This window comes from Colwellia sp. Bg11-28 (genome assembly GCF_002836245.1).
In the GTDB taxonomy this organism is placed as follows: Bacteria; Pseudomonadota; Gammaproteobacteria; order Enterobacterales; family Alteromonadaceae; genus Colwellia; species Colwellia psychrerythraea_A.
Genome location: NZ_PJBA01000006.1, coordinates 221008 through 247212 on the forward strand (window position 1 = coordinate 221008; position 26205 = coordinate 247212).

Consider the following 26205-nt stretch of genomic DNA (forward strand, 5'->3'; position numbering starts at 1 on the left):
TAATATCCCACTTTTTTATCATCTAAATTTGTTCATGTAAGCTTAAAATAAAACTATTGAAAATTATTAAGCTGCAGCTAAAGGTGTTCTACGTAGGATTAATTCATTACCAATTTGTTGATTTTGCTTACAAGTTAGCGGGTAAAAAATCATTAAGGCAGCGCCAGCAAAGGCAAAGGAAGCTGGAATCCAGCTCATTAGTAATTGCATGCCAGGCAGTGACGCTGCGATAGTTGATTTGTCCATGCCATCATAGCCATAGCCAGCAAGCACAACCAATACTAATGCACCAGCAAAACCACCACCGGTTTTTTGCACAAAAGTCCCAGCAGAATAAATGAGGCCGGTTGCACGGCGACCATTTTTCCATTCAGAGTAATCCGCTGAATCACCTAGCATGGTAAAGAATAATGTTGGCATTATGGCCGCAAAAAATTCAGCACTACAACCTAAAGCAAAAATAGCACTAACATTGCCCTTAGGTACCCAATAAAAAGCAGTAGTAAGCAAACCACTTAGCAGAAGTGAGACAATAAATAATTGTCGTTTACCTAACTTTTTTGATAAATAACTTGTTGATAATGCGCCTAATATAGAAACGAGTAATAAGGCAATAAAGTATTTCCCTGCCATGAGTTCATCACCCACTTGGTATTTGAAATAGTAGGCAATAGTGCCGTATTTAATGCCATTAAACATCATAGTTAGAAAACCAATGCCGAGTAATATTAACCAAGGTTTATTGGTAAGTAAGTCAACCATATCTCTTTGAGTACCACCTAAGTTTTTAGGTGTTTTTTTGATTAACCTCTTAATGAGAATTAACATGGAGCCCATGATAATAACAAAAAATATGCCGCTATAAATATCACGGTAATAGAAGAATAATGTCATCGCTAATAGTGGAAGAACAATAAAAGGTAGGTTTTTACTTAAATCGAGCAAGTCAGATTTTAAATTACTTGATTCATCAATGTTTGGCGTAACACGTTCTTTGGTACTCGCAAAAGTAATTAACATTAAGGCTATCAAAATTGCGGCAAATAAGTACATGCTATATTGATAACCTATGGCATCATTACCCTCACCAAAATAGGCAACTAAGTCAGGTAGAAAACCCATTACAAGCAAACCACCTGCAAAGGCACCAGCAAAACGAAAGCCAGATAAACTAGTACGCTCTGTATCACTTGGCGTCATCACGCCCATTAACGCCGAATAAGGTACGTTGTTTACTGTGTATGCAAGCGTCAAACCGATATAGGTTACATAAGCATAAATAAGTTTGTTGCTATAACTTAAGTCAGGAGTAGTGAAACTTAGTACCATAAACAAGGCTAAAAAAGGTGTTGACCATAATATCCAAGGGCGAAACTTTCCCCAACGAGTATTCGTTCTATCGCCAATCATACCCATTATTATGTCGGTTACACCATCTGATAAACGTACCACCAAAAATAGCATGGCGGCAGCGGCAGCGGTTAAACCAAAAGTATCAGTATAAAATACGGCTAAGTAAGCTAAAGCACCGCGCCAAACTAAATTAGCTGCAGCATCGCCCATGGCGTAACCTACTTTTTCATAAAAGGGGAGTTTAGTCATTTGGTTTCCTGTCATTTAACTGCAATTCTTAGCTAATACATTCAGTTATCTATTCGTTATTAACGCTTTATAAGCAAGTCCGCTAGCTTTAATTGTTCTTACTTGTGTTTCATAATCGACATAAACAATGCCAAAGCGTTTCAAATAACCTTCAGCCCATTCAAAGTTGTCCATTAAACTCCAGGCAAAATAACCATCAACTTTTACACCCTGTTCAATAGCGTCATTAACGGCATTTAAGTGTTGTTGATAATAATCTACTCTATCTTGATCATTTACTACACCATCGATAATCTTGTCAGCCATTGCCGCACCGTTCTCAGTGATATAGACAGGGGGGAGTCTGTATTTTTCATTAAGAGAAACTAAGAGTTCGGTAAAGGCTTTGGGATATATTTCCCAACCAATATCTGTACGAGGTTCTGGGGGATCTATTTGTAAGAAGTGCTCATCAACATCGGCGCGATAAATCGCTCGTGTATAGAAATTGACACCTAAATAATCCATAGAATGAGCAATGATTGCCATATCCCCCTCATGAATATCAGGTTGATGGGCAGCTGGCAGTGTCGATAAGATTTCTGGATACTTGCCATCAAACAATGGCTTTATATACCATTGATTAAAATAATCATCTGCAAAGGCTGCAGCATTTATGTCAGCTAAAGATTCCGATTCAGGATAACAAGGCGTAAAGTTAAGTACGATACCATTTAACGTATTAGGACTATTTTTAGCTAATACTTCCATTGCTAAGCCATGAGCAAGTAATAAATGGTGCGCTGCTTTTTTGCCAAATTCTTTTCCGATTATACCCGGTGCATGAGTACCTACTTCATATCCTAAAAAGGCACTACAAAAAGGTTCATTTAGTGTTGCGTAAGCATGAACACGATGACCAAAAACCTTTGAAATTAAATTAGCGTAATTTCTGAATTCATATGCGGTTTCTCGATTTAACCAGCCACCTTTATCTTCAAGATGCTGTGGCAAATCCCAATGATATAGTGTAACAAATGCTTTAATACGCTTGGACTTTAGCGTATCTAAAATGTTCATATAGTAAGCGACACCTTCTTGGTTTAGCTCACCTGACTCTGTTATTACGCGTGGCCATGAAATAGATAACCGATAGGCATCAACACCTATTGAATCAATTAATTCAATATCGTCTTGCCAACGATTGAAATGATCACAAGCCATTTCACCATTTGACCCATCAGCAATTGTATTTGGTGTGTCACAAAAAGTGTCCCAAATACAGGGAAGTCTTGATGCTTTTCCACCTTCAATTTGAAATGAAGCGGTTGCTACACCGTATACAAAATCTTTTGAAAGCATTTTAGATTGAGTGGGTAGAGTCAGTTTGACAGTCATTAACTAAATACCTATTTCTTAAGCCAATTAATTTTGGCAATTATCTTTTTTTTATGTGAGCGCTTACAAAAAAGGTTGATAAATGTATCTGGATGCTCTTTAATATGGATGTAAGCGCTTACATTTAGGTTAGAGCTTTATAAGACTTAGGTCAACCATTTTCATAGTGTTTCAATTTAAATTTATTTAATACACTGAAATATAACGTTTTATTTATATTTTATTAGTCGGTGACAAGTTAAGTAATAACAACAAAGTAATTTAAGAAGAGGGAATTATGGCAACGCATTCAAATTCAGGTACTTTTAATCAGGTGAACGATATGCCAGACAATAAAAATTTTGCATTCGCTCTAACGTCATTAACATCGTTATTTTTTATGTGGGGGTTTATAACCTGTCTAAATGATATTTTAATTCCGCATTTGAAAGGCGTTTTTGATTTATCTTATAGTCAGGCTATGTTGGTACAATTTTGCTTTTTTGGTGCATATTTCCTTTTTTCATTACCCGCAGGCGCAATCGTGAAAAAGCTGGGTTATCAAAAAGGTATTGTTTTAGGGCTGCTCATCGCTGCTATTGGTTGCTTATTTTTCTATCCTGCTGCATCTATGCATAGTTATCCCGTTTTCTTGATGGCTTTATTTATATTGGCTAGTGGTATTACCTTACTTCAAGTATCAGCTAACCCATATGTAAGTATGTTAGGTGATGCTAAAACTGCATCATCTCGTTTGACCATGACACAAGCGTTTAACGCTTTAGGCACAACAGTAGCACCATTTTTTGGCGCCTTTCTAATTTTAAATGAAGCAGCTGATGCCCTGTCGCCACAAACGTCAGCAGAATCAGTTCAAATGCCTTATGTTTTTCTAGCAGCTATGTTATTAGTTCTGGCTGCCGTTTTTGCTTGGTTAAAATTACCCAATTTATCCTTGGTCGAAGAAGACGCTCAAAAAGATGAACAAGAGGATAGTGGCAGTGCATGGCAATATCGTCACTTGGTACTCGGTGCTGTTGGTATCTTCGTCTATGTTGGTGCTGAAGTTGCTATTGGTAGCTTTTTAGTCAGCTTTTTTGCCGAGCCTTCGATTGCTGGTTTAGAAGAATACCAAGCAGCAAAGTATATTGCTTATTATTGGGGAGGAGCTATGGTAGGACGTTTTATTGGTGCTGCTGTTATGCAAAAAGTTGCTGCGGGTAAAGCACTATTTTTTAACGCAACGCTCGCCGTTATATTGATTTTAGTTGCTGTATTCTCTTCAGGTACACTTGCCATGGTGGCAATTTTGCTTGTTGGTTTATGTAATTCAATTATGTTTCCGACAATTTTTAGTTTAGCCATTCAAGGCTTAGGTAAGCATACCAGTCAAGGTTCGGGTATCTTATGTTTAGCAATTGTTGGCGGTGCAATTATTCCTCTTTTTCAAGGTGTTTTAGCAGATAATATTGGTGTACAACCTGCCTTTTTATTACCTATATTCTGCTATTTTTTTATTGCTTATTACGGTCTATCAGGCAGTAAAGTAAAAGCGATTGCCAACTAATAAATTGTTATCTATTTAACCTTTTGATTAAAAATTCAAAATTCAAAATTCAAAATTAGAAATTAAAATAAACAAGAAACAACATAATGAAAAAAAGATAAAAATAGTCCAGGTGCCAGCATACTTTGCATGGCTATGGCATCGTTATTTGTTGGTTGGTTGGTTGGTTAGTTGGCTGGCTGTAATGGAAATAAACAAAAACAAGTAACGGACATAAAGCAGGATAAAACAGCTGGGTCATCACAAGTCTCAATAGCTTCATCTAACATTGATATCTGGCCGACACTTGATATAGCCGTTAAAACTGACGCTGATAATGAAGGAAAATAGTCTCGCTATTAAGCACAATGACGCTTGAGCAAAAAGTAGCATAAATGATCCAACCCGAAATACGAGATATCACGGTTGAAGATATGCGTAAATATGGCTTTGGGTCTTATTTAAATGGCGGTGGCGCTTTTCCTAAAAATGATAAATATGCCACGCCTGATGATTGGGTCAACCTAGCTGAGACCATGTATCAAACATCAATCGATGATTCTTTAGATGGTAATCGAATTTCTACTGTGTGGGGCAGAGATGCTGTGCACGGACATAAGAATGTTATTGGTGCTACTTTGTTCCTTCATAATATTGCTTTAGGGGCGATCAAGGTAATACTCTCTCATCGGAGCAAGAATTACTTGATGTACATGGCCAAGGTTATGTAGGTGGTTTAACCGCTGGCGCTCAATCTGTGATGGCTTCATTCAACAGTTGGCATGGTAAAAAATCATGGCTATAAATATTTATTAACGGATTTTTTAAAAGATAAATGGTTTTTGACGGTTTTGTTGTTGGTGACTGGAATGGTCATGGACAAATGAAAGGCTGTTCAAATGAAAGCTGTCCACAAGCGATAAATGCAGCTTTAAATATTTTTATGGTACCTATGGATACTTGGAAAATACTTTATGAAAGTACTCTTGCACAAGTTAACAGTGGTGAAATTGCACAAACGCGTATTGATGATGCCGTTAGCAGAATTTTGCATGTTAAATTCAGAACCGGCCTTTTTTGAAAAGCCAGGTCCGTTAAATATAGACTTTACTGATGTTTATATTCGACCTAATAGCCTTGAACAAGCTAATATTTCTTGTCAATAACGCAATAAATTGTAGCTAACAAAATAAAAATTAACCGGTAGGTTTATTAAAGTTTATCGATATATTGCTCTAATCCATTTTTAGACAAGGCAACTGCTGCTAAAGAACTCATGCCATTGGGGTATACATCTTGCTCAACAACTATCCATTTTGTCCCGCCAACATTTATATTAGCCTTTAACAGCCTCAGCCAATCAATTGTATCTCGACCAATAATAGGTTGTTTACCTTTAACTCCTTCGGGAATACATACTCTATAATGCGTGGTAAAGCTTCTATTAGGGTACTTATAAACATACTCTACGGCATCTTTACCTGCATATGTTGTCCAACCTACGTCCTGTTGTAATACGACGGAATCCTTAGTATTCATGGCTAGATAGTCCCAGTAAGTAGTGCCTTTAAAGTTATCAAATTCGTGTTCATGATTATGAAAACCGGTTTTTATATTATAAGGTTCTAGCTTTGTATCAAGTTGATTGAGTAATTTTACCACCTCTTCTATACCTTGCGGATGCCAAGATCTGTCATCCAAACCAATGATCAAGGTATCAACTTGCAATTGATGATAAAAATCTACAGTTTTTTGAAAGTTGTCTTGATCCAATTGTTCAAAAGATACGTGAGCGCCGCTGGCTTTTAGGTCAATTGAATCTAAAAAGAGTTTTAATGCTTTAGCATCATTCGCATATGAGCCTAATTCACCGGCGAACTCAACACCGTCAAAACCCATGTTAGATAACGTCTTAAGTGTGCCATTAAAGTCTTGGTTAATGGCATCTTTGACAGACCAAAGTTGCACACTGAGTTTAGGTGTTTTTTTCATAGACTTCTCAACTGTGTGAGTGTTGATATTAACTAGCAAAAACTATTAACAATACAATGCTAGTCGCTTGTACATAAGCAGTATTTTTTAATAGTCTGATTTACAATAACTTTGTATAAATTCTGTGTGACTAGGTAATTGTTCAACAGCATTAGTTATCGATGCTTTCAGGTTACTCATGAAGTTCTCCAGCTCTTTATCATTCATTATTTCAGCTATTTTGTGGTACTGCGTTGGCATAATGCCTTGGCCGAGCATTACTTGGGTCCAAGAGTCTACGCGGAAAATATCGCCATCATCTAAAAAGACACGACCTGTATCTTTAAATAATTGCATTTTATGCACTAGGGAAGGGGGGATTTCCATATTCTTACAATGTAACCAAAAATTACTATCTTCACGCTGAGTTGCTTTGTAATGTAGTATGATAAAGTCACGAACGGCGTTTAATTCTGAATCGAGTTTGTTATTGTATTCATTAATAGCTGATTGATGGATGCCATCAAAAGGAAATAAACGTAATAAGCGGATAATTCCAGACATAATTAAATGAATACTTGTTGACTCAAGAGGTTCGATAAAACCACTTGATAAACCTAAAGCTACACAGTTTTTATTCCAACCCTTTCGACGGCGGCCGGTGTTAAATTTTATGATTCGTGGCTCTGTAAGTAACTCCCCTTCGATGTTTGCTGTTAACGTACTTATCGCTTCTTCATCTGAGCAATATTTACTACAAAAAACCAGGCCATTACCAACACGATTTTGTAATGGTATTCTCCATTGCCAGCCACTTTTCCGGGCTATTGAACGTGTGTAAGGTAAAGGTGCTGCAACCGCTTTGGTTTGCACTGCTACCGCTCTATCACAGGGTAACCAGTGTGACCAATCATCAAATCCAGTGTGAAGAGCTTGTTCAATTAAAAGCCCCTGAAAACCAGTACAATCTATAAAAAAGTCACCTTCAATGACTTGTCCTGAAGCTAGTGTAAGTGAGTTTATTTCGCCTGTTTTATTACCTTTATTTACCTGTTGAATTTTTCCTTCGACACGAATTACGCCCAGTTTTTTACTAAATTCTTGTAAATATTTTGCGTAGCGTGTGGCATCAAGGTGATACGCATAATTAATCGGCGTGTTCTTTGATAAAGCAAACTTATTTGCTTTCGCTGCTTGCAACTCATAACAATAATCACCAAAGTCGGCTTTAATGCCCTTGCGAAGACCATGTAACCAAAAATGATGGAATTCACCTGCCCAACATTCTTTACCTGTGACGCCAAAGGAGTGAATGTAATGGTCACCTTGTTGTCCCCAGTTTTCAAATCCTATACCGAGTTTAAAAGTGGCATGCGTGGCTCGCATAACTTCTTGCTCATTAATACCGAGTAATTTATGGAATGTTTTTATCGGAGGTATGGTGGCTTCACCTACGCCTACTGAGGCAATGTCATCTGACTCAACTAAGGTGATATTTAAGTTCTTCCCTAGTAGTTTTGAAAAAGCTGCTGCCGCCATCCAACCAGCGGTACCGCCACCAGCAATAACAATATTTTCAATTTTATCTTTCATAATAACTACCTTTCACTGATGTTTATCTTATTACTTCTCTTTTAACTTATTGAGTAATTCTCTATTAGTGGGCAAACCCGTAAGATATTTATCTATTTTTTTTTGTGTCTCTGCAATCGTTTTTTCCGCTAGGGGATTAGCCTCAAATTTTCTTGGGTTAGCGCGTTGCTCTGTTTCAAACCCCATACCATAGAGTACATATTGATAACTTGCTGAAGGAAATACTTCTTCATTTTGAACAAAATCATAACGGCTTGGAGGTTGATATTGCCATAATTTTATCAGCTCCTGAAGTTCTTCACTAATGCTGTTAGGTTGTTGGTTATCTCTCCAGTAGTGGGAATCAGTGCGTTTACTTAAAATGTAATGTAATTTTAAAAAATCGATAATACGCTGCCAGCGATAGTTAAACCTCTCATTGAATCGCTTAGCAATAATATCCATATGGGCACGCGTCACGGGTAACTCTTCACTGACCATAGTTGATGATAATTCAACCATGGCTAAGGCAGAAGCTTCAAGAGGCTCAAGAAACCCTGCAGACATACCTATGGCAACACAGTTTTTATGCCAAAACTTTTCTCTATGACCGGGTTCAAAAATTAATTTTTTGGGCTTGAGTAAATTAGCTTGCTCTTCGCCAACGGAATTGACTAGATATTGTCTTAATGATTTTTCAGCCTCAGCATCGCTGATATACTGACTCGAGTAGGTGTAACCAACACCTCGTCGTGTCTGTAAACCAATATCCCAAATCCAGCCAGCACTCTGTGCTGTTGATAACGTGGCTGAATTTATTGGGTTTACTTGATCAGGGTAGGGAACTTGTACAGCAAGGGCGGAATCATTAAATAAAATGTGCTGTTTATTGATAAAGCCAATATTAAAATGCTTTCCCAGCAGCAATGATGCGCTACCGGTACAATCAATAAATAAATCACCGGCTATATGACCATGTTCTTTGGTACTTATGGCGTTAATATCACCATTGTCTGCAGAAATAATACCGTCCATATGATCAACAATATGTTGAACATTTAATTTCTGAGTACAGTGTTTATGTAGAAGTGAGGCAAATTTCTTTGCATCAAGGTGATAGCCATAATTGGTAACGGCAGCGTAACTTGGTGTTGCCAGTTGTTTAGGTGCGAGACCTGCTTGGCAAACATGGCTTTGAATATTAACCGCATCAGCAAAAGCTTGCTCTGAATGGTTAGCTTGCCATGCGGCATGTAAATCTATGTGGCCATAACCATCAGGTGTCATAAAGGGATGATAGTAAGAGTCGGTGTCATCACCGGTTGTCCAACCTATAAACTTTGACCCCTGTTTAAATGAGGCATCACATTGTTGCAAAAACTCTTTTTCATCTATGCCAATTTTTTCTAAAGTATTACGCATTGAAGGCCAAGTGCCTTCTCCAACACCGATACTATTAACCTCAGGTGATTCAATCAAAATAACTTCTATACTACTCGCTGCATTGACGCAATGTTCTGCTGCGAGGCTTCCGGCGGTAATCCAACCCGCTGATCCTCCACCAACAATAACAATTTTTTTAATAGCTTTGCCCATGTTAGCTCCTGCCGAATAGTAATAATACTATAAAGTGTCATGTAATAAATGCCGTGCAAGAGCACGGCATTTATAAGCATAGTCTACTCTCTACTTTGAATTAGAAAGTATAACGACCACCTAAAGCATAACGTGCTTCTTGCTCTGATAAATTCCACAATTGTGCTGTGGTACGACCGTGAGTTCGAGTATCTTCACCAGTAATATTAATACCTTCGAAGAAGACAGATAGCTGTTCAGTAACTTGATAAGCCACATTAAAGTCTACCTGTGCGTATTCTTCTGTATAACCAGGCTCATTTATATATTGAGCTTGTGTATTTAAGAACTTGTCTCGCCAGTTATAAGCAATACGTGCTTGGAAGTCATCGTTTTCATACATTAGTATTAGGTTAGCTGTATCACTTAAACCCACTAGGGCAAACTGAGTTACTGAGGGGTCACCGTTGTTATCAAAACCTACATCACCATTAACAGTGGTGTAGTTCGCTTGAAAACCAAAACCTGTTTCGCCAAAAAAGTGTTGAACAGCAAATTCAAAACCATCGATTTTAGCTTCTTTATTGTTTACAAACTTAGTTACCGTAAAGTCCATTAAGGGATCTTCACCATTAGGTAAAACATCATATTGAACTTCAAAATCTTCAGCTGGCATCGAATAGAAATCAACATTATTTTCGGTTGCAGCAACCATAGCAAATAAGTTGGTATCAGTTATTTCTTCACCTAATGCAGTTAACGCTAAAGCGGCCGCTTGAGCACGAGGGCCTGCAGTTGCATCACGTAAACCGTATACATTTTCTTCAACAGGTTGACGACCAGCGAAGTTATTAACACGCTTTTCATAATAACCAATCGATACATAACTCGTCTCTGCAAAGTACCATTCAGCAGATAAATCGATATTATTTGACTCTAATGGTAATAAACCAGGGTTACCATTAGAAGCCGTACCTAGTTGAACACCTGGCAAGCTAGTTGGGCCGGTCGGTCCGCTAACATCAGAAGCGGCAGCACTTAATTGATCATAAGTAGGTCGAGCAATAGTTTTACTGAAAGAGAACCGCGCTACAACATTATCAACAACTTCGATGTCAAAATCGAAACTTGGTAATGCATGGTCATAACTTGCATCGGCAGAGAAGTCTTGCATTCCATTACCGAAACGTACGTTAAAGTCATTATTACCCTCCCATGCAACCGCATTAGGTAGTGCTACATTAGCTGAAGAAGTGACGTCAGTACTTTCAAGACGTAGACCCGCAGAAATGTTATATGGACGACCGCCTAACTCACCTGAAAGGTCAAGTTGAAAAAATGCGGCGGTAATATCTTCTTTAATAGTACGGTTAGTCGCGGACGCTCCATTGGCTACAAAATCAAAGCCATATTCGCCAGCAGCCCAAGCACCAATTTGTGAAGCACTACCAGTGAAACCTTGATTGAAGGCACCATTTTTATCAAAATCATTAATTTCTTTGGTGAAGTTAACAGGAGTTAAGAAATCAGCAGGTAACTCGCCAGGGTTTTCAACACCCCAGTTACCCATAGTGTGCCGTGTTAAGCTTTGTACAGAATGACTCTCCATAGAACGAGACTCAATACCAAATTCGATACTGCCTTCCTCGAACTCATAAGCACCAATCAGGCGAAATTCATTAATATCGGTTTTTTGAGATGCATAGTTCATATCAAGAATTGATGTACCCACATCATCTTGATCAAGTATGCCGTTACAATTTAAACCTCTTCTTGGGTCACAATCGTCAAAATCGACTCGCATAGTAGGGTAGTCATTACTAAAATCAACACCTTGACCAGCAGAAATGTTTGCACCTAACCCTGCATTAACCCAACTACCATATTCTGCATCAGGAGAGCTATCAGCTGTTGAGCTATGACCATCAAAAGTGATGTTAAAATAGTCATTAACGTCGTAACTAATGTTTAAACCAATTGAATCATTTTCATTTACTTGGTTTAGCTCTTGTTGCGCTAAACCTAAATCACGTGGGGGTTGATCACCACGATCTTCATTATAATCGATTGGAGTGGCTGTCGTTTCATCGTCAAAACCTAAACTAGATTTGTAGGTGTCCATCCAAATAGATTGTTCAGCGCGTGCCTGAAAAGTATCCTGTTTTGAATAGGTGTAATCAAGCGTTGCAGTTAAAGATTCGACAGGTCTGAACTGTAAGGTAAGTTGAGCATTAGTACGCTCACGTTCTTGGTCGGTAATAAAGTAGCGTAAATCTGATGGCATTGAATAAAGTTGACCAATATCAGGTGCATTGTTTAATTGAATATCATCAGCTGCTTGTGGGATTGTGCCATCGAAGGCACCGGTTCGCCATTGATTAACAAATGCACCAGAGGTAGAACTATGTCGTTCTTGTGTATTAACTGTTAATGAGGCGCCAAACATCTCATCATCATCAGTCCAGCTGAATAAACCGGATAACTCAGGTGTAACATCATCACCTACACGGTTACTTGTATCCATGAGTGCTTTTGCACCAACACTAACATGCATGCCCGGGTTATCTAAGGGTTTGCCTGTTACTATGTCAATAACTGCGCCAATACCACCAGTAGCTATGTTGGCTTTACCTGTTTTATAGACAGAAACAGATTTAACAGCATCAGATGCTAAATTTGAGAATTCAAAGGCTCGTGAATTTGCGACACCACCACCAGCAGGTAAGCCAGATGCTGGCATTGTACGGCCATTGAGGGTAACCATATTAAAGTCGGGACCAAAACCACGTACGGTTACTTTACTACCTTCACCATTAGTACGATCAATTGATACACCCGTAATGCGTTGTAAAGATTCTGCTAAATTGGTATCAGGAAATTTACCAATATCCTCAGCTGAGATAGCATCAACGACACCAGAAGCATCACGCTTAATTCTTGTCGATTCTTTAATACTTGAAAGCATGCCAGTTACGGCAATGATTTCAATTTCATCACTGTCTTTCAAGCTTGCTTCTTCTGCTGATATTGCTGGCAGTGCTGTTACTCCAAGTATCAGTGATAAACTTGTCGCTATTCTTGTCTTAGTGAATATTTTCTTACTCATGTTACATCCCCAGTCGAGTGGACCATATTATATTATAATTATGTGTTGGTGTAAGCGCTTACATAATGATACAAAAAAATAAAACAAACCAGTATTTTTTAACAAGTTACAAATTAAAGTAAAATGTAAGCGCTTACATAAAGGTAAATTAATAATAAAAATTGGTCAATAAATATTTCAATTTAAATTAAAGTTTATACACTAAACGAAGGTTTTACATACAATCGCATTTTTAATTTTTTTATATTAAAACTGTTACTAAACAAATCTTTATTCATTACTTTTTATCTTTAGACAAAATTCACATTGAAAAAATTATAAATAACAGTATATTTGTAAGCGCTTACATTTAATTGTGAAATGGTTAAAAAATAAATGTAATACGTTTTTTGTGCCTTAAAGAATCAATGTGAATTTTTTCAATAACAGCGAACCTATAATGATAAAAAAAATAAAACAGCATCAACTTAACTTAGGCGAGAAAATGGGTTACGCCTGTGGTGATATCGCCTCAAATTTTTATTGGCGGGTCTTTGATGTATTCCTGTTTATCTTTTATACCGATGTATTTGGCCTTTCTCCGGCTGCTGTCGGTACTATGATGCTGGTTACCCGGCTTATAGATGCTTTCTCTGATCCACTGATGGGCGCAATAGCTGATCGCACTAAAACAAAATTTGGTAAATTCAGACCCTATTTACTTTGGGGAATTATCCCTATGGTGGCCGCAGGCGTACTTACTTTCACCGTACCCGATGTCAGTGATGGTAATAAGTTAATTTGGGCTTACGGCACTTACATCTTTATGATGTTGGCTTACACCTTCATTAATGTGCCCTATGGCGCTTTATTGGGGGTTATCACCCCTGATAGCCAACAAAGAACTACGTTAACAAGCTTTCGTTTTATTGGTGCGTTTTCAGGAGGAAGTCTCGTTGCTTATATGACGCCTGAATTGGTCAATTATTTGGGGCAGGGCAATGAAGCCTTAGGTTGGCAGTATACTATGTTGGTTTATGGTTTAATTGCAGCGGTACTTTTTGTAATTACCTTCTTATCCACTACTGAGCGTGTTTCCCCGCCGGCAGAGCAAAAAACACCGGTATTGCAGGATTTAAAAGACTTAACGCAGAATAAACCTTGGAAAGTCTTGTTTGTTTTAGCCCTTATTATCATGATGACCATTTCATTAAGAGGTAGCACGGGCACTTTTTATTTTAAATATTACGTTGAACGTCCTGACTTAATTGGCAGCTTTGCCATGGCTTATATGATTGCGTTAGCCATTGGTGCAGCATCCACGCCCCTATTAACCAAGTTTGTTGATAAACGTCGCTTGTTGATGACTATTGTTGCGCTACTTTCGATCATTTTCTATTTTGTACCAAACGACAGTATTACCTTGATGTACGTTTTACAAATAATGATTGGTTTAGCATTGGGACCAAAGTCACCGTTAGTTTTTTCTATGTATGCCGATACGGCGGATTACTCGCAGTGGCGAACAGGAAGACGGGCAACCGCGATGATTTTTTCAGCGGCAGCATTTTCTCAAAAGCTTGGCGGTGCCTTGGCTGGGGCTATGATTGGTTGGTTACTCGCCTCTATGGGGTATGTGGCTAATCAAGTACAAACGGGTGTCTCCCAAGAGGGAATTGTGTTGTTGATGACTTTGATCCCTGCAATTTTTGCTGCTATTGCCGTACCGTTAATCTACTTTTATCCGTTAGGTGATCAACAATTAGAAAAAATTCAGCAGGAATTATTAGCTCAACAAGACAAATCTAATACTGATGATGGTCAGCCAGCTATAACAGGAGCTGTTAATGTCTAAATTACCTTTATTCAGTATTGATACTGCAGTTGATGGCTTGAGCAATATAAAGCTTACCAGTCCAACGACGTTACCTAATGCAACCGGGTTTTTATGGAACCGCGCCATGGTTATGCAAGTGAATTGTCGGGGTTATGTCAATTCACAGTTTATGCAGCCAGAGCCTGCTAAATACTCTTACGCGCCGAACATGGAAGCTAAAAGCTTTATTCAACCAGAGCATAGTTATTTCAGTCATCACCCAGGGCGATTTTTTTACCTTAAGGATGAAGACAGTGGTGAGATCATTTCACTGCCTTACGAGCCGATGCGCGTTCAACTTGATAAGTTTTCTTTCGAGTTAGGCAATAGTGATATTATTTGGTCAATTGAACACCATGGTTTGAAGATAACCATTAAAGTTAATTTAACAGAGGATGATTTAGTTGAATGCTGGTTTTTTTCGGTAACCAATTTAACGGATACCGTTAGAAATATTAGTCTCTATCCTTATTTCTCTATTGGTTATATGTCATAGATGAATCAATCGGCTTGTTATAACGAAGCGTTAAATGCCATTGTTGCTGAGTCTGTTACGCCCTATCAAAAAGTGGCGGATTACTTTACTAATAAGCAGTTAAAAGATAAAACCTTTTTTTTGAGTGATACCATTCCTACGGCGTGGCATGCCAATCAAAAAGACTTTGAAGGAGAAGGTGGGTTACATCAACCGAGTGCATTACAGGCTGCGCTATTAGAAAATGTTGAAGCGCGTTATGAAACCCCAGTTGCTGTTATGCAGTTTCAACAGACGTTATTACCTAGTGAACAGAAAAACTATCAATTTCTCTTTGGACCCGCAAAAAATGAGTTAGAAATAGCTGATATTAAAGAAAAGTATCTGGGTCATCAGCAACGAAATAAAGCGGAAAGATCCTATCGAGATTACATTGCCCAAGGAAAAGCGTGTTTAACCATTAACAGTGGTAATGACGGCTTTGATGATTTTTTTAATCACTGGTTACCAAGACAGATGTTTTATCATGGTGAGGTTAACCGATTAAGCACGGACCCTCAAACGAGAAACTATATCCAAGATAATATGGGCATGGCTTTTATTAATCCAGAGCGAACTCGTCAAGCTTATATCTTAGCGGTTTCCCAACAAACCATTAATGGTGCTATGCCAGAGGGGGTGTTGTTACACGCAGATGCGAAGCTTAAATATATTAATCAAGTACCGCATGCGGACCATGGTGTTTGGTTGCCTATATGCCTGTCAGTTTATTTAAACGAAACGGCTGATGTCAGCTTACTCAGTGAAATGATTACTTTTGCTGATTCAGCAGAGATACAATCTTTTGCTCGTCATGTCGAGTTAGCATTGGATTACCTGATTAATGCTACCGATCATCGAGGTTTAAGTTTTATTGAGCAAGGTGATTGGTGCGATCCAATGAATATGGTTGGTTATAAAGGCAAGGGCGTTTCTACTTGGTTATCTTTAGCAACAGCCTATGCACTAAAAACTTGGTGCGAACTTTGTGAAGAATACGACATTTCCATTAGCCGACAAAAATATAATGAATATCGTTTTGCAGCCAAAGCCATTAATAGCTCAGTAAATAAGCACTTATGGCATGGTCAATGGTTCGCTCGTGGTATTACCGATGATGGCCGTGTTTTTGGTACTGATGAGGATGTTGAAGGAAAAATATTTCTTAACCCTCAAAGTTGGGCCATGCTCAGCGGGGCCTCAAATGAGTTTCAGCAAGTCGAGATGATTACGGCTATCGCTAAGCAGTTAATTTCACCGCAAGGAGTAATGATGCTGGCGCCAAGTTATACCAGTATGGTGGAAGATATTGGTCGTATTACGCAAAAACATCCAGGGGTGTCTGAAAATGGCTCCGTTTATAATCACGCGGCAATATTTTATATTTACGCGCTTTATCAAGCCGGGCACAATAATTTAGCGTTTGAAATGCTCAGTAAAATGTTGCCATCCCTTGATAATGCTGAAGTAACCGGGCAGTTACCTATCTATGTACCTAACTATTATCGCGGGGCTTATCACCAGTTTCCGAAAAAAGCAGGTCGTTCGAGTCATTTATTTAATACCGGTACCACATCTTGGTTATATCGTTGTTTAGTGGAGGAGTTGTGTGGCTTAAAGGGCTGTGCTCGCGGTTTACACCTAGCGCCGAAAATGCCAGTAACCTTGCCAAATTTATCTGGTCAGCGGTTGTTTAGGGGAGCAATGGTAAATTTTGATATTGAGCAAACCAGCGATATTAGCATCATGGAAGTATTACTCGATAAGCAAGTCATCGTTGGCAATATATTAACTGGCTTACAGGCAGGACAACATTATCAGTTACAAGTGAGGGTTCCCATGACCAATGAGGATGACGTTAAATGACAAAGTCCTCACAGCCGTTGCCGTATTTGTTTATTGTTATGGGCGTTAGCGGCACGGGTAAGTCAAGCTTAGCCAAACAAATCTCCGATGAATTTTCATTGGTTTTTATTGATGCAGATGACTTTCACAGCGCTGAAGCTAAAAAGCATATGGCAGCAAATAAACCTTTAACAGATGAAATGAGATCTCCTTGGTTATCAAGTATCACTGATCACTTAGTTTTGCTTTCACAGCAAGGTCAGTCGATTGCGCTTGCTTACTCAGGGTTAAAATCGGTCCACCGAAACTTATTTAGAGACTTGCCTTTTTATTGCCATTTCTTCTATCTGATTGCTAATAAGAATGTTATTGCGAACCGAATTTCTCAGCGTAAAAATCATTTCTTTTCATCCGATCTTCTTGATAGCCAATTTGAGGCAATGGAACCACCCTTGTTAAGTGAACTAGACGTTAGCACTATCAACATAGAACGACCTTTTGTATTGGTTTCTGATGAAATTAATAAGCTCACCAAGCAAATCACTAGGAAAAAGAATAATGCAAAAATATGTTAGTTGTTTTACACCGTTGAAGTTTATCACCGCAATATTAGTGGCAATCTCACTTAATGTGTCTGCCCTTGAAGCGCTCAAATCATCAGAAAAAATGCTGATTGATGGATTAGCTGATGAGGCCAGTTGGCAGCTAGCTAAATGGCAGCCAATAGATAAGCTTATTCTGGGCATGCAACCCAGTGCTGAGGATTTTTCTGGGCAATTTAAAATTATGTGGGATGAAAAGCAATTATATTTACTGGTAGAAATCACCGATGATATTTTATTCGATCAACATGCCGACCCACGACATTTATATTGGGATGATGATTGCTTAGAAATTTTTCTAGATGAAGATGCTTCCGGCGGAAATCATCAGTTTAATTTTAATGCCTTTGCATACCATATAGCGCTTGATAATCAGGCTGTAGATATTGGCGAGAAGAACGCCGATGGCTCAGATAACTTTGTGTTATTAAATGATCATATTACCAGTGTGTGGCGACGTAACGAAAGTGCACCAAATAAAGTTATTTGGGAAGTGGCTGTGCGAGTTTATGACGATAGTTTTACTATGGCGATTAAAAACCCAGTGGCAGTGACATTATTTGAGGGTAAAAAATTGGGTTTCATGCTGGCTTACTGTGATAACGATGGCAGTAAAGAACGGGAACATTTTATCGGTTCAATAGATATCAAAGCAGTAAATGGTAGTAAAAATTTAGGTTATATCACCGCTGACGTATTTCAAAAGCTGACCCTAATAAGGTAATTAAATTTCTTACTGAAAACTCTACAGATATTCCGGTAATAACAAAACAGAGGCGCTTACATTTAATTGTGTGCCCAAAATTAACAAGTTGAAAAGGTTAGGTAATGAACAATACATTTATGACAAAAAAGCTGAAAAACAAGTTAAAAAATACCCTGTTGGTTTCTGTAATACTCACGCTTAGTGCTGGCCTTACTGCGTGTGTTAATGACAATAAAACCTTAATTACAAAGCAGGATGTTGCAGCGCCGGAGGATCGTTTAGTGACAGTAGAGCAAGATGTGGAAACGCTCCTGTCAAAAATGACGCTGCCAGAAAAAGTATCTTTGGCGCATGCCAGTGGTAAATTCCACGTTAACGCAATTGAGCGTGTCGGCATTCCTGAAATGTGGTTGTCTGATGGTCCTCATGGGGTGCGTCATCAAATTGAACGTCATACTTGGGCATCGGCAGGTTGGACAGATGATCATGCTACTTATTTGCCTCACCTTACCTCTGTTGCGGCCAGTTGGGATGTTGAAATGGCTCGCTTACACGGTCAAGTCTTGGGCGCTGAAGCACGCGACAGAAAAAAAGATTTTATTCTAGGACCTGGCGTTAATTTAGCGCGTTTGCCTTTATATGGCAGAAATTTTGAGTATATGGGGGAAGATCCAATCTTAGCGGCAAAGTTGGTAGTACCTCAGATTAAAGCTATTCAAGCAAATGATGTGGCCGCTACTGTTAAACATTATGCGTTAAACACGCAGGAGTTAAATAGAATCGGCGTCAATGCTAAACCAGATGAGCGTACCTTAAGAGAAGTGTATTTACCTGCCTTTGAAGCCGCGGTTAAAGAGGGCGGCGTGCTTGGCATGATGGGATCATATAATCAATACTATGGCACTAATGCTAATCAGAGTAAGCATTTGGTGATGGATATTTTAAAAGGAGAATGGGGATATCAAGGGGTATTACTTACCGATTGGCATGTTGATATTAATACCTATGATGCTGCTATTAACGGTTTAGATTTAGAAATGGGTACAGATGTTGCTGATTATCAAGATTACTTTTTGGCGAAGCCTTTTTTAGCAATGATCCAAGCAGGAAAAATTCCTGAATCAGTGGCAGATGAAAAGGCTAGACGTATTTTAAGAGTGCAACATACTATAGGTATGTATGACGATAACCGTTCTCTTGGGGCAAGGAATACTATAGTGCATCAAGCTGCGGCGCGTAAGATTGCTACCGAAGGTGTGGTGTTATTAAAAAATGAAGTTGTCGGCTCTAAAACGGTATTACCGTTAGATAAAAAACAAGTCAAAAATATTTTAGTGCTTGGTCCTAATGCAGATAAAAAACACGGCACGGGTGGCGGTTCATCAGAAGTTAAATCTTTGTATGAAATCACGCCACTAGAAGGTTTAAAAGCAAAGTTTGGTGAAAATGTAAATATTACCGTGATGCGAGCACGTAGTAGTGAACTGTCTGCAATTGCCAGTGATTATGTTGTGAGTCGTCACTGGACTGGAACGCCAGCCTGGAATATAGCTTACTTTAATGAATCAGCAAGGGTGAATTTACAGGAGCAATCTTGGATAGTTGATTCTAACTTTACGGCCAAAAATTCAGCCAATACTCAGTTCATTACGATGACGGCAACAATCAAACCTTTAACTACAGGTTCACATCAATTGAACGTTGAAACATTAGGTGATTTTCAATTAAAAATAAATGACCAAATTGTCATTACTCATCAAGTTGATGATACTGATTCAACATCATCAACATCATCGACTAATGAAAGTAAAGTTACCGAGTTGTCGCATGATATAGAGTTAACGGCGGGTGAAAGCTACTCGTTTGAAATTGAATATGATGGTAGTGAACATTTTACTTTAGGTTGGAATGCGCCAGGTGAATTATTCAGTAGTGAGGCCGAGTATATTGCTGCTGCTAAAGCTGCCGATGTTGTGATCTATTTTGGTGGCTTGAGTCACGGTGACGACAGAGAGTCAATTGATCGCGTGGATATGAAGCTACCTAACTCGCAAGATGAAATTATTAGTAAGTTGATTGCAGCCAATAAAAAAACAGTCATATTCCTTGTCGCTGGCTCAGCCGTTGAAATGCCTTGGGCAAAACAAGCCAACGCGATTGTTTGGGGTTGGTATGGCGGGATGGAAGCGGGCCATGCGTTTGCTGATATCTTAACAGGTGATGTTAACCCGAGTGGTAAAATGCCGATTACCTTACCAGCTCATTTGGAAGACACCGCACCCATTGCGCTTAATGATTATAATGCTAAAGAAAGTTTATATAGTGAAGGAGTCTTTATTGGATATCGCTGGTTTGAACAACAACAGATCAAACCAACCTTTACCTTTGGTCATGGTCTTTCATATACCCAGTTTAGGTTAACTAACGTTAACTTATCAGCATCAACGATAGTGGCTGATGAAAGTATTACTGTGACTGTGGAGGTTAAGAATACTGGTGTTGTCGCTGGTGCTGAGGTGGTGCAGTTATACCTACACGATAAAAAGGCTAGTGTCTCAAGACCGATAAAAGAGTTAAAAGGGTTTGCCAAAGTTTATTTAGCGCCAGGAGAAAGTAAGCGAGTTAGTATTTCCTTAAATAAACGTGACTTATCTTTTTGGGATGTTCACACCAATGACTGGTTGGCTGAAGTGGGGGAATTTGAAGTACTGTTGGGAACTTCACTTGATAACATTCGCCAAAAAGCGACTTTTACTTACCAAAATAAATATGAGCAATAGTTACTGGTGTTATAGCAAATGGATTCATGGTGCTAAAGACTGGACTAGTTAAGTTTAGCTAGTCACGAATGATGTGTATATATTTCAAGAAGTCACTACTATTTACCGGTTAAGTTGATTAAAATTAGCCATTAAATAGTGGTGAATCATTAATTTTTGTTTGTGTTTGCGAATAAGTTTTCAGATTCACGTATTACAATATAAAATTAAATGGTTAGTTATGAAATTTAGTCCACTGGTTCAAGAGTTAATTGATTCATTAAAATGTTTACCTGGCGTTGGCGCAAAATCAGCGCAGCGCATGGCATTTCAGTTACTTGAACGTAATCGTCGTGGTGGTAGTAAGCTTGCCAATACCTTAGCGAAAGCCATGACTGATATTGGTCATTGTCAGCAGTGTCGAAACTTTACTGAAGAAGCACTATGTGAAATATGCCAAAGCCCAAAGCGACAACTTTCAACTACTTTGTGTATTGTAGAAACGCCGGGTGACGTTATTGCTATTGAACAAACAGGTGAGTTCTTTGGGAAGTATTTTGTCTTGATGGGGCATTTATCTCCTATTGATGGCATAGGACCAGATGATTTAGGCTTAGATATATTAGCGAAGCAATTTGCTACAGGTCAGTTTAGTGAAGTTATTTTGGCAACTAATCCGACGGTGGAAGGGGAGGCAACAGCACACTTTATTGCTGAGTTGGCTCAGCAACATCAAGTGAATATCTCTAGAATTGCCCACGGAGTCCCTGTTGGGGGGGAATTAGAATATGTAGATGGCAATACACTTTCACATGCTTTATCTGGCAGAAAAAGCTATCAGATCTAACACCTTTATTCAGACATCTATTGATATAGCTTACGTTAAGGAAAGCGTTAACCGCCGGTAAATTTAACTTTAAATCCGGCCTTTTCGAGTACTTGCTGTATAACGTCGCGTTTGTCGCCTTGAACTTCAATGGTTTCATCAACGACGGAGCCACCGCTACCGCAAGTTTTTTTAAGTTTCTTTGCTAACTCTTTTAATGCTTTATTATCTAAGCCTAAGCCACTAATAACAATAACGCCTTTACCTTTTCGGCCCTTAGTTTCGCGCCTTACTCTGGCAAAACCATCACTTGGCGTAATGCTCTTTTCTTTTTGTTGGTTGATGCGGCCTGATCCTGTTGAGTAGACTAATGAGTCATCACTCGCGGGTGTAGGTTTATCCTGCTCAATTGGCGCTTTACCAAATGCAGCAGCTAAATCACTTAAACTCGATAAATTATTTTTCATAAATCACTCAATACTCTTAACTTTTGCTATTAACTAAACCCGCTTCACAAATTTTAGATAAAATAAAACCACGTCTTATTTTCATAAGCGTGGTTTTATTATATCAATATTACTTTGTGCTTAGTACTGTTTAAAGGACTGCTTGAAAGTAATGACTAATGATTGAATTATAACTTGCTCTCTAACTCTGGTAACGCATCAAATAAGTCAGCAACAATACCATAATCAGCGACTTGAAAGATTGGTGCTTCAGGATCTTTATTGATAGCAACAATAACCTTTGAATCTTTCATACCCGCTAAATGCTGAATAGCACCACTAATACCTACCGCAATATATAAGTCTGGAGCAACAATTTTACCTGTTTGGCCAACTTGCATATCATTCGGAACAAAACCTGCATCAACAGCAGCGCGTGATGCGCCAATAGCTGCGCCTAGTTTGTCGGCAATACCGTCAAGTAATTTAAAGTTATCGCCATTTTGCATACCACGACCACCAGAAATAATAACGCCTGCTGCGCCTAAGTCAGGTCGCTCAGATACGGTTAATTCGTCGCTTACATGGCTTGAAATACCAGCATCAGTTACCGTGTCAAGGTTAACTACTTCAGCTGTACCATCTGTCGCAACGGCATCAAAGCCAGTAGTACGAACAGTGATAACCTTTTTGTTATCTAAGCTTTGTACTGTTGCAATAGCGTTACCTGCATAAATAGGACGAACAAAAGTATCACTACTCTCAACGTCAATAATGTCAGAAATTTGAGACACATCTAACAAAGCAGCAACTCTAGGCATAAAATTTTTGCCGGTAGTTAGCGCTGTTGCTAAAATATGTTCATAGTCAGCGGCTAACTCAGTAACTAACAAACTAACATTTTCAGCAAGTTGATGTTCATAAGCGGCATTGTCACAAACTAAAACTTTGCTTACGCCATTTACTTTTGAGGCAGCTTCAACAACATTTTGGCAATTAAAACCAGCAACTAGTAATGTTATATCACCACCAATTTTTTGTGCTGTGCCAACTGTTTTTAGAGTTTCAGCTTTTAACGAGCTGTTATCGTGTTCAGCAATTACTAAAATACTCATGAGATCACCTTGGCTTCATTTTTTAATTTTTCAACTAATTCATCAATGCTTTCTACTACAATACCTGCTTGACGCTGTGCAGGAGGAGTAACTTTTAATAATTTAGTACGAGCTGTTAAATCAATGCCAAAATCTGCTGCAGGTTTCACTGCTAATGGTTTACGTTTAGCTTTCATAATATTAGGTAATGAAGCGTAACGAGGTTCATTTAAACGTAAATCTGTGGTCACAATAGCAGGTAAGTTAAGCGCAACAGTTTGTAAACCGCCATCTACTTCACGGGTAACATTAACTTTTTCGCCTTCAACTTTTACAACTGAAGCAAATGTGCCTTGTGGCATACCTGTTAAAGCAGCAAGCATTTGACCTGTTTGGTTATTATCACTATCAATAGATTGCTTACCTAAAATTACAAGTTGCGGTTGTTCTTCTTCAACAACTTTTTGTAATAATTTAGCAATATTTAGTGCGTCTAAGCTTTCATCAGTGTCAATTTGTATGGCGCGATCTGCACCTAAAGCTAATGCAGTACGCAACTGCTCTTGACAAGATTTATTACCGACAGAAATTGCAATTACTTCTGTTGCTATACCCGCTTCTTTTAAACGAACAGCTTCTTCAACGGCAATTTCACAAAAGGGGTTTATAGCCATTTTTGTATTGGCAAGATCTACATTTGATTGATCGGGTTTTACCCGAACTTTGACGTTATAGTCAATAACACGTTTTATCGGAACTAATACTTTCATCGTAGCCTCTGAAAAGGGTTGTTAATTTAAAAATAAATAATAGTTAAAAGATACTCTTGCTTTACGTCAACGTCAACGTAAACTTGGTTAAAACTTTTAAACTAAGATACAATCTAACGAAATGCTTTAACAGTGTCTTGCTTGGACATCTGTTGTAGGATACTATCAAACACTTGTTTGAATATCAAACGCACGTTTGAAATTTAGTATAGACTTTTAAGATATAAATTAAAATATAAATATAATCACACTGGGAGATCTTATGGAACGCGAATCGATGGAATTTGACGTAGTCATTGTTGGAGCAGGGCCCGCAGGTCTATCAACTGCTTGTCGATTAATGCAATTAGCACAAGAAAAACAGCAAGAATTAATGGTTTGTGTTGTTGAAAAGGGATCTGAAGTTGGAGCCCACATTCTTTCGGGTGCTGTGTTTGAACCAAGATCTTTGAATGAACTATTTCCGGATTGGCAAGAACGAAATGCGCCATTAACGACTAAAGTTACCGGCGATGATATTTATCTATTGAATAATGAAAATTCAGGTATCAAATTACCTAATTTTTCTGTGCCTAAAACTATGCACAATGACGGAAATTACATTGTTAGTATGGGCAATGTTTGTCGTTGGTTAGCTGAACAAGCTGAACAGCTAGGTGTTGAAATTTTCCCTGGTTTCCCGGCACAAAGTGTTATTTATAATGACGATGGTAGTGTCGGTGGTGTTATCACTGGCGACATGGGTTTAGATACTGAAGGCAAAGAAAAAGATTCGTTCATGCCGGGTATGGAATTACGCGCTAAATACACGGTTTTTGCCGAAGGCTGTCGAGGTCATTTGGGTAAAGAGTTAATCGAAAAATTCAACCTTGATGAGCAAAGTTCTCCACAACATTATGGTTTAGGTTTTAAAGAAATTTGGGATATTGACCCAGCAAAACATCAGCCAGGACTTGTTGTACATACAGCCGGTTGGCCATTAGATAAAAAGACTAATGGTGGTGGTTACCTATATCATGCCGAAAACAACCAAGTTTTTGTTGGTTTAATCATCGACCTAAATTATAGCAACCCACACTTAAGTCCTTTTGATGAATTTCAACGTTACAAACATCATCCTAAGATTAGTCAGTACCTTGAAGGTGGTAAACGTGTTTCCTATGGCGCTCGAGCTATGGCCAAAGGCGGTTTTAATTCTTTACCTAAAATGACGATGCCAGGTGCATTATTAGTAGGTTGTGATGCTGGTACTATTAACTTTGCGAAAATTAAAGGTAATCACACAGCGATGAAGTCTGGCATGATTGCCGCTGAAGCTATTGCTCAAGCATTGATTGTTGGAGAAGCTATCGCAGGAGAAGGTAAGCAAGATTTAACTCAATTTACGCAGCTATATAAAGACTCTTGGTTATATGAAGAGTTATACAATACCCGTAACTTCGGTCCAGCTATGCATAAGTTTGGTACCATGTTGGGCGGCGCGTACAATACGTTAGACCAAAACTTTTTTGCTGGTAAATTACCGTTTAATTTTAAAGATGATAGTGTAGATTATGCTCAATTAAAGCCGGCTGCCGATATGCCAGTTATTAATTATAGTAAGCCAGATAATAAATTAAGCTTTGATAAACTCTCTTCAGTTTTTTTGTCAAATACTAACCATGAAGAAGAGCAGCCTTGTCATTTAAAACTTAAAGATGCAGATATTCCTATCAGAGTTAATTTAACTAAATACAATGAACCTGCACAGCTTTACTGTCCTGCTGGTGTGTATGAGGTTGAAAAAACTGAAGACGGCGACAAGTTTGTCATCAATGCTCAAAACTGTATTCACTGTAAAACATGTGATATTAAAGATCCAAGTCAAAATATTACTTGGGTTACACCTGAGGGCACTGGTGGTCCAAACTACCCGAACATGTAATATTCGCTAATCAACTGATTATAAAAGCCCAATGTACCTTACTAAGTATCTTGGGCTTTTTGCTGCTAAGATTTGATAAATCAGAAGTGCACTATTTGAGAAGTTATAGTCGCTATAAAATAAAACAACCTGTGTA

The 26205-nt window shown here is 38.5% G+C and carries 18 protein-coding genes and 1 pseudogene; 10 read left to right on the forward strand and 9 right to left on the reverse strand.

Going from position 1 to position 26205, the window contains the following annotated elements; genetic code table 11:
• Nucleotides 1–66: 66 nt before the first annotated feature.
• Nucleotides 67–1602, reverse strand: coding sequence for an MFS transporter (locus CXF79_RS07915; protein ID WP_101154575.1), 1536 nt, complete (start codon nucleotides 1600–1602; stop codon nucleotides 67–69).
• A gap of 45 nt (nucleotides 1603–1647) precedes the next feature.
• A complete protein-coding gene (locus CXF79_RS07920; protein WP_101154576.1) occupies nucleotides 1648–2979 on the reverse strand; it encodes a GH1 family beta-glucosidase in 1332 nt (443 codons plus the stop codon).
• A gap of 277 nt (nucleotides 2980–3256) precedes the next feature.
• Between CXF79_RS07920 and CXF79_RS07925 the strand changes: the two genes are divergently transcribed.
• Both CXF79_RS07925 and CXF79_RS07930 read left to right on the forward strand, forming a co-directional pair.
• A complete protein-coding gene (locus CXF79_RS07925) occupies nucleotides 3257–4525 on the forward strand; it encodes a sugar MFS transporter (RefSeq protein WP_101154577.1) in 1269 nt (422 codons plus the stop codon).
• Nucleotides 4526–4738: 213 nt separating this feature from the next.
• Nucleotides 4739–5604: pseudogene (locus tag CXF79_RS07930) on the forward strand (glycoside hydrolase family 3 N-terminal domain-containing protein); the annotation flags it as partial.
• 112 nt (nucleotides 5605–5716) lie between these two features.
• On the opposite strand, the gene CXF79_RS07935 reads toward CXF79_RS07930, so the two are convergent.
• The 4 genes from CXF79_RS07935 to CXF79_RS07950 all read right to left on the reverse strand — a co-directional run bounded on the left by CXF79_RS07935 (nucleotide 5717) and on the right by CXF79_RS07950 (nucleotide 12728).
• Entirely contained in the window at nucleotides 5717–6496 is a 780-nt protein-coding gene (locus CXF79_RS07935; RefSeq protein ID WP_101154578.1) for a sugar phosphate isomerase/epimerase family protein, read from the reverse strand.
• A gap of 87 nt (nucleotides 6497–6583) precedes the next feature.
• Complete coding sequence (locus tag CXF79_RS07940) at nucleotides 6584–8068, reverse strand: tryptophan halogenase family protein (RefSeq protein WP_101154579.1); 1485 nt, start codon at nucleotides 8066–8068, stop codon at nucleotides 6584–6586.
• Nucleotides 8069–8098: 30 nt separating this feature from the next.
• Nucleotides 8099–9643, reverse strand: coding sequence for a tryptophan halogenase family protein (locus CXF79_RS07945; protein ID WP_101154580.1), 1545 nt, complete (start codon nucleotides 9641–9643; stop codon nucleotides 8099–8101).
• A gap of 100 nt (nucleotides 9644–9743) precedes the next feature.
• Complete coding sequence (locus tag CXF79_RS07950; RefSeq protein ID WP_101154581.1) at nucleotides 9744–12728, reverse strand: TonB-dependent receptor; 2985 nt, start codon at nucleotides 12726–12728, stop codon at nucleotides 9744–9746.
• Between the two features lie 439 nt (nucleotides 12729–13167).
• On the opposite strand from CXF79_RS07950, the gene CXF79_RS07955 reads away from it, so the two are divergent.
• The 7 genes from CXF79_RS07955 (at nucleotide 13168) to recR (ending at nucleotide 21856) form a co-directional block, all read left to right on the forward strand.
• Nucleotides 13168–14562 (forward strand): MFS transporter, encoded by a 1395-nt coding sequence (locus CXF79_RS07955; protein ID WP_101156200.1) that lies wholly within the window; start codon nucleotides 13168–13170, stop codon nucleotides 14560–14562.
• Nucleotides 14555–15079, forward strand: coding sequence for a hypothetical protein (locus tag CXF79_RS23600; RefSeq protein ID WP_232769115.1), 525 nt, complete (start codon nucleotides 14555–14557; stop codon nucleotides 15077–15079). Before CXF79_RS07955 ends, CXF79_RS23600 begins: the two co-directional genes overlap by 8 nt.
• On the forward strand, nucleotides 15080–16963 hold the full coding sequence (locus CXF79_RS07960) for a GH36-type glycosyl hydrolase domain-containing protein (protein ID WP_232769116.1): 1884 nt from the start codon (nucleotides 15080–15082) through the stop codon (nucleotides 16961–16963).
• Entirely contained in the window at nucleotides 16960–17517 is a 558-nt protein-coding gene (locus tag CXF79_RS07965; RefSeq protein ID WP_232769117.1) for a gluconokinase, read from the forward strand. Before CXF79_RS07960 ends, CXF79_RS07965 begins: the two co-directional genes overlap by 4 nt.
• On the forward strand, nucleotides 17501–18268 hold the full coding sequence (locus CXF79_RS07970) for a sugar-binding protein (RefSeq protein ID WP_101154582.1): 768 nt from the start codon (nucleotides 17501–17503) through the stop codon (nucleotides 18266–18268). Before CXF79_RS07965 ends, CXF79_RS07970 begins: the two co-directional genes overlap by 17 nt.
• Before the next feature lie 104 nt (nucleotides 18269–18372).
• The gene (locus tag CXF79_RS07975; protein WP_332871595.1) at nucleotides 18373–21030 is read left to right on the forward strand and encodes a glycoside hydrolase family 3 C-terminal domain-containing protein; all 2658 of its coding nucleotides are present in this window, start codon (nucleotides 18373–18375) and stop codon (nucleotides 21028–21030) included.
• A 220-nt stretch (nucleotides 21031–21250) separates the two neighbouring features.
• Entirely contained in the window at nucleotides 21251–21856 is a 606-nt protein-coding gene (gene recR, locus CXF79_RS07980) for a recombination mediator RecR (protein WP_011044444.1), read from the forward strand.
• Between the two features lie 47 nt (nucleotides 21857–21903).
• Here the strand turns inward: recR and CXF79_RS07985 are convergent, their stop codons facing one another.
• The 3 genes from CXF79_RS07985 to CXF79_RS07995 all read right to left on the reverse strand — a co-directional run bounded on the left by CXF79_RS07985 (nucleotide 21904) and on the right by CXF79_RS07995 (nucleotide 24145).
• Complete coding sequence (locus tag CXF79_RS07985) at nucleotides 21904–22302, reverse strand: stress response translation initiation inhibitor YciH (protein ID WP_332871596.1); 399 nt, start codon at nucleotides 22300–22302, stop codon at nucleotides 21904–21906.
• A gap of 167 nt (nucleotides 22303–22469) precedes the next feature.
• The gene (locus CXF79_RS07990) at nucleotides 22470–23396 is read right to left on the reverse strand and encodes an electron transfer flavoprotein subunit alpha/FixB family protein (protein WP_101154583.1); all 927 of its coding nucleotides are present in this window, start codon (nucleotides 23394–23396) and stop codon (nucleotides 22470–22472) included.
• Nucleotides 23393–24145: an electron transfer flavoprotein subunit beta/FixA family protein gene (locus CXF79_RS07995; RefSeq protein WP_101154584.1), complete on the reverse strand. Its 753-nt coding sequence runs from the start codon at nucleotides 24143–24145 to the stop codon at nucleotides 23393–23395. Before CXF79_RS07995 ends, CXF79_RS07990 begins: the two co-directional genes overlap by 4 nt.
• Nucleotides 24146–24407: 262 nt before the next feature.
• Between CXF79_RS07995 and CXF79_RS08000 the strand changes: the two genes are divergently transcribed.
• Nucleotides 24408–26069: an electron transfer flavoprotein-ubiquinone oxidoreductase gene (locus CXF79_RS08000; protein ID WP_101154585.1), complete on the forward strand. Its 1662-nt coding sequence runs from the start codon at nucleotides 24408–24410 to the stop codon at nucleotides 26067–26069.
• The last annotated feature ends 136 nt before the right edge of the window (nucleotides 26070–26205 follow it).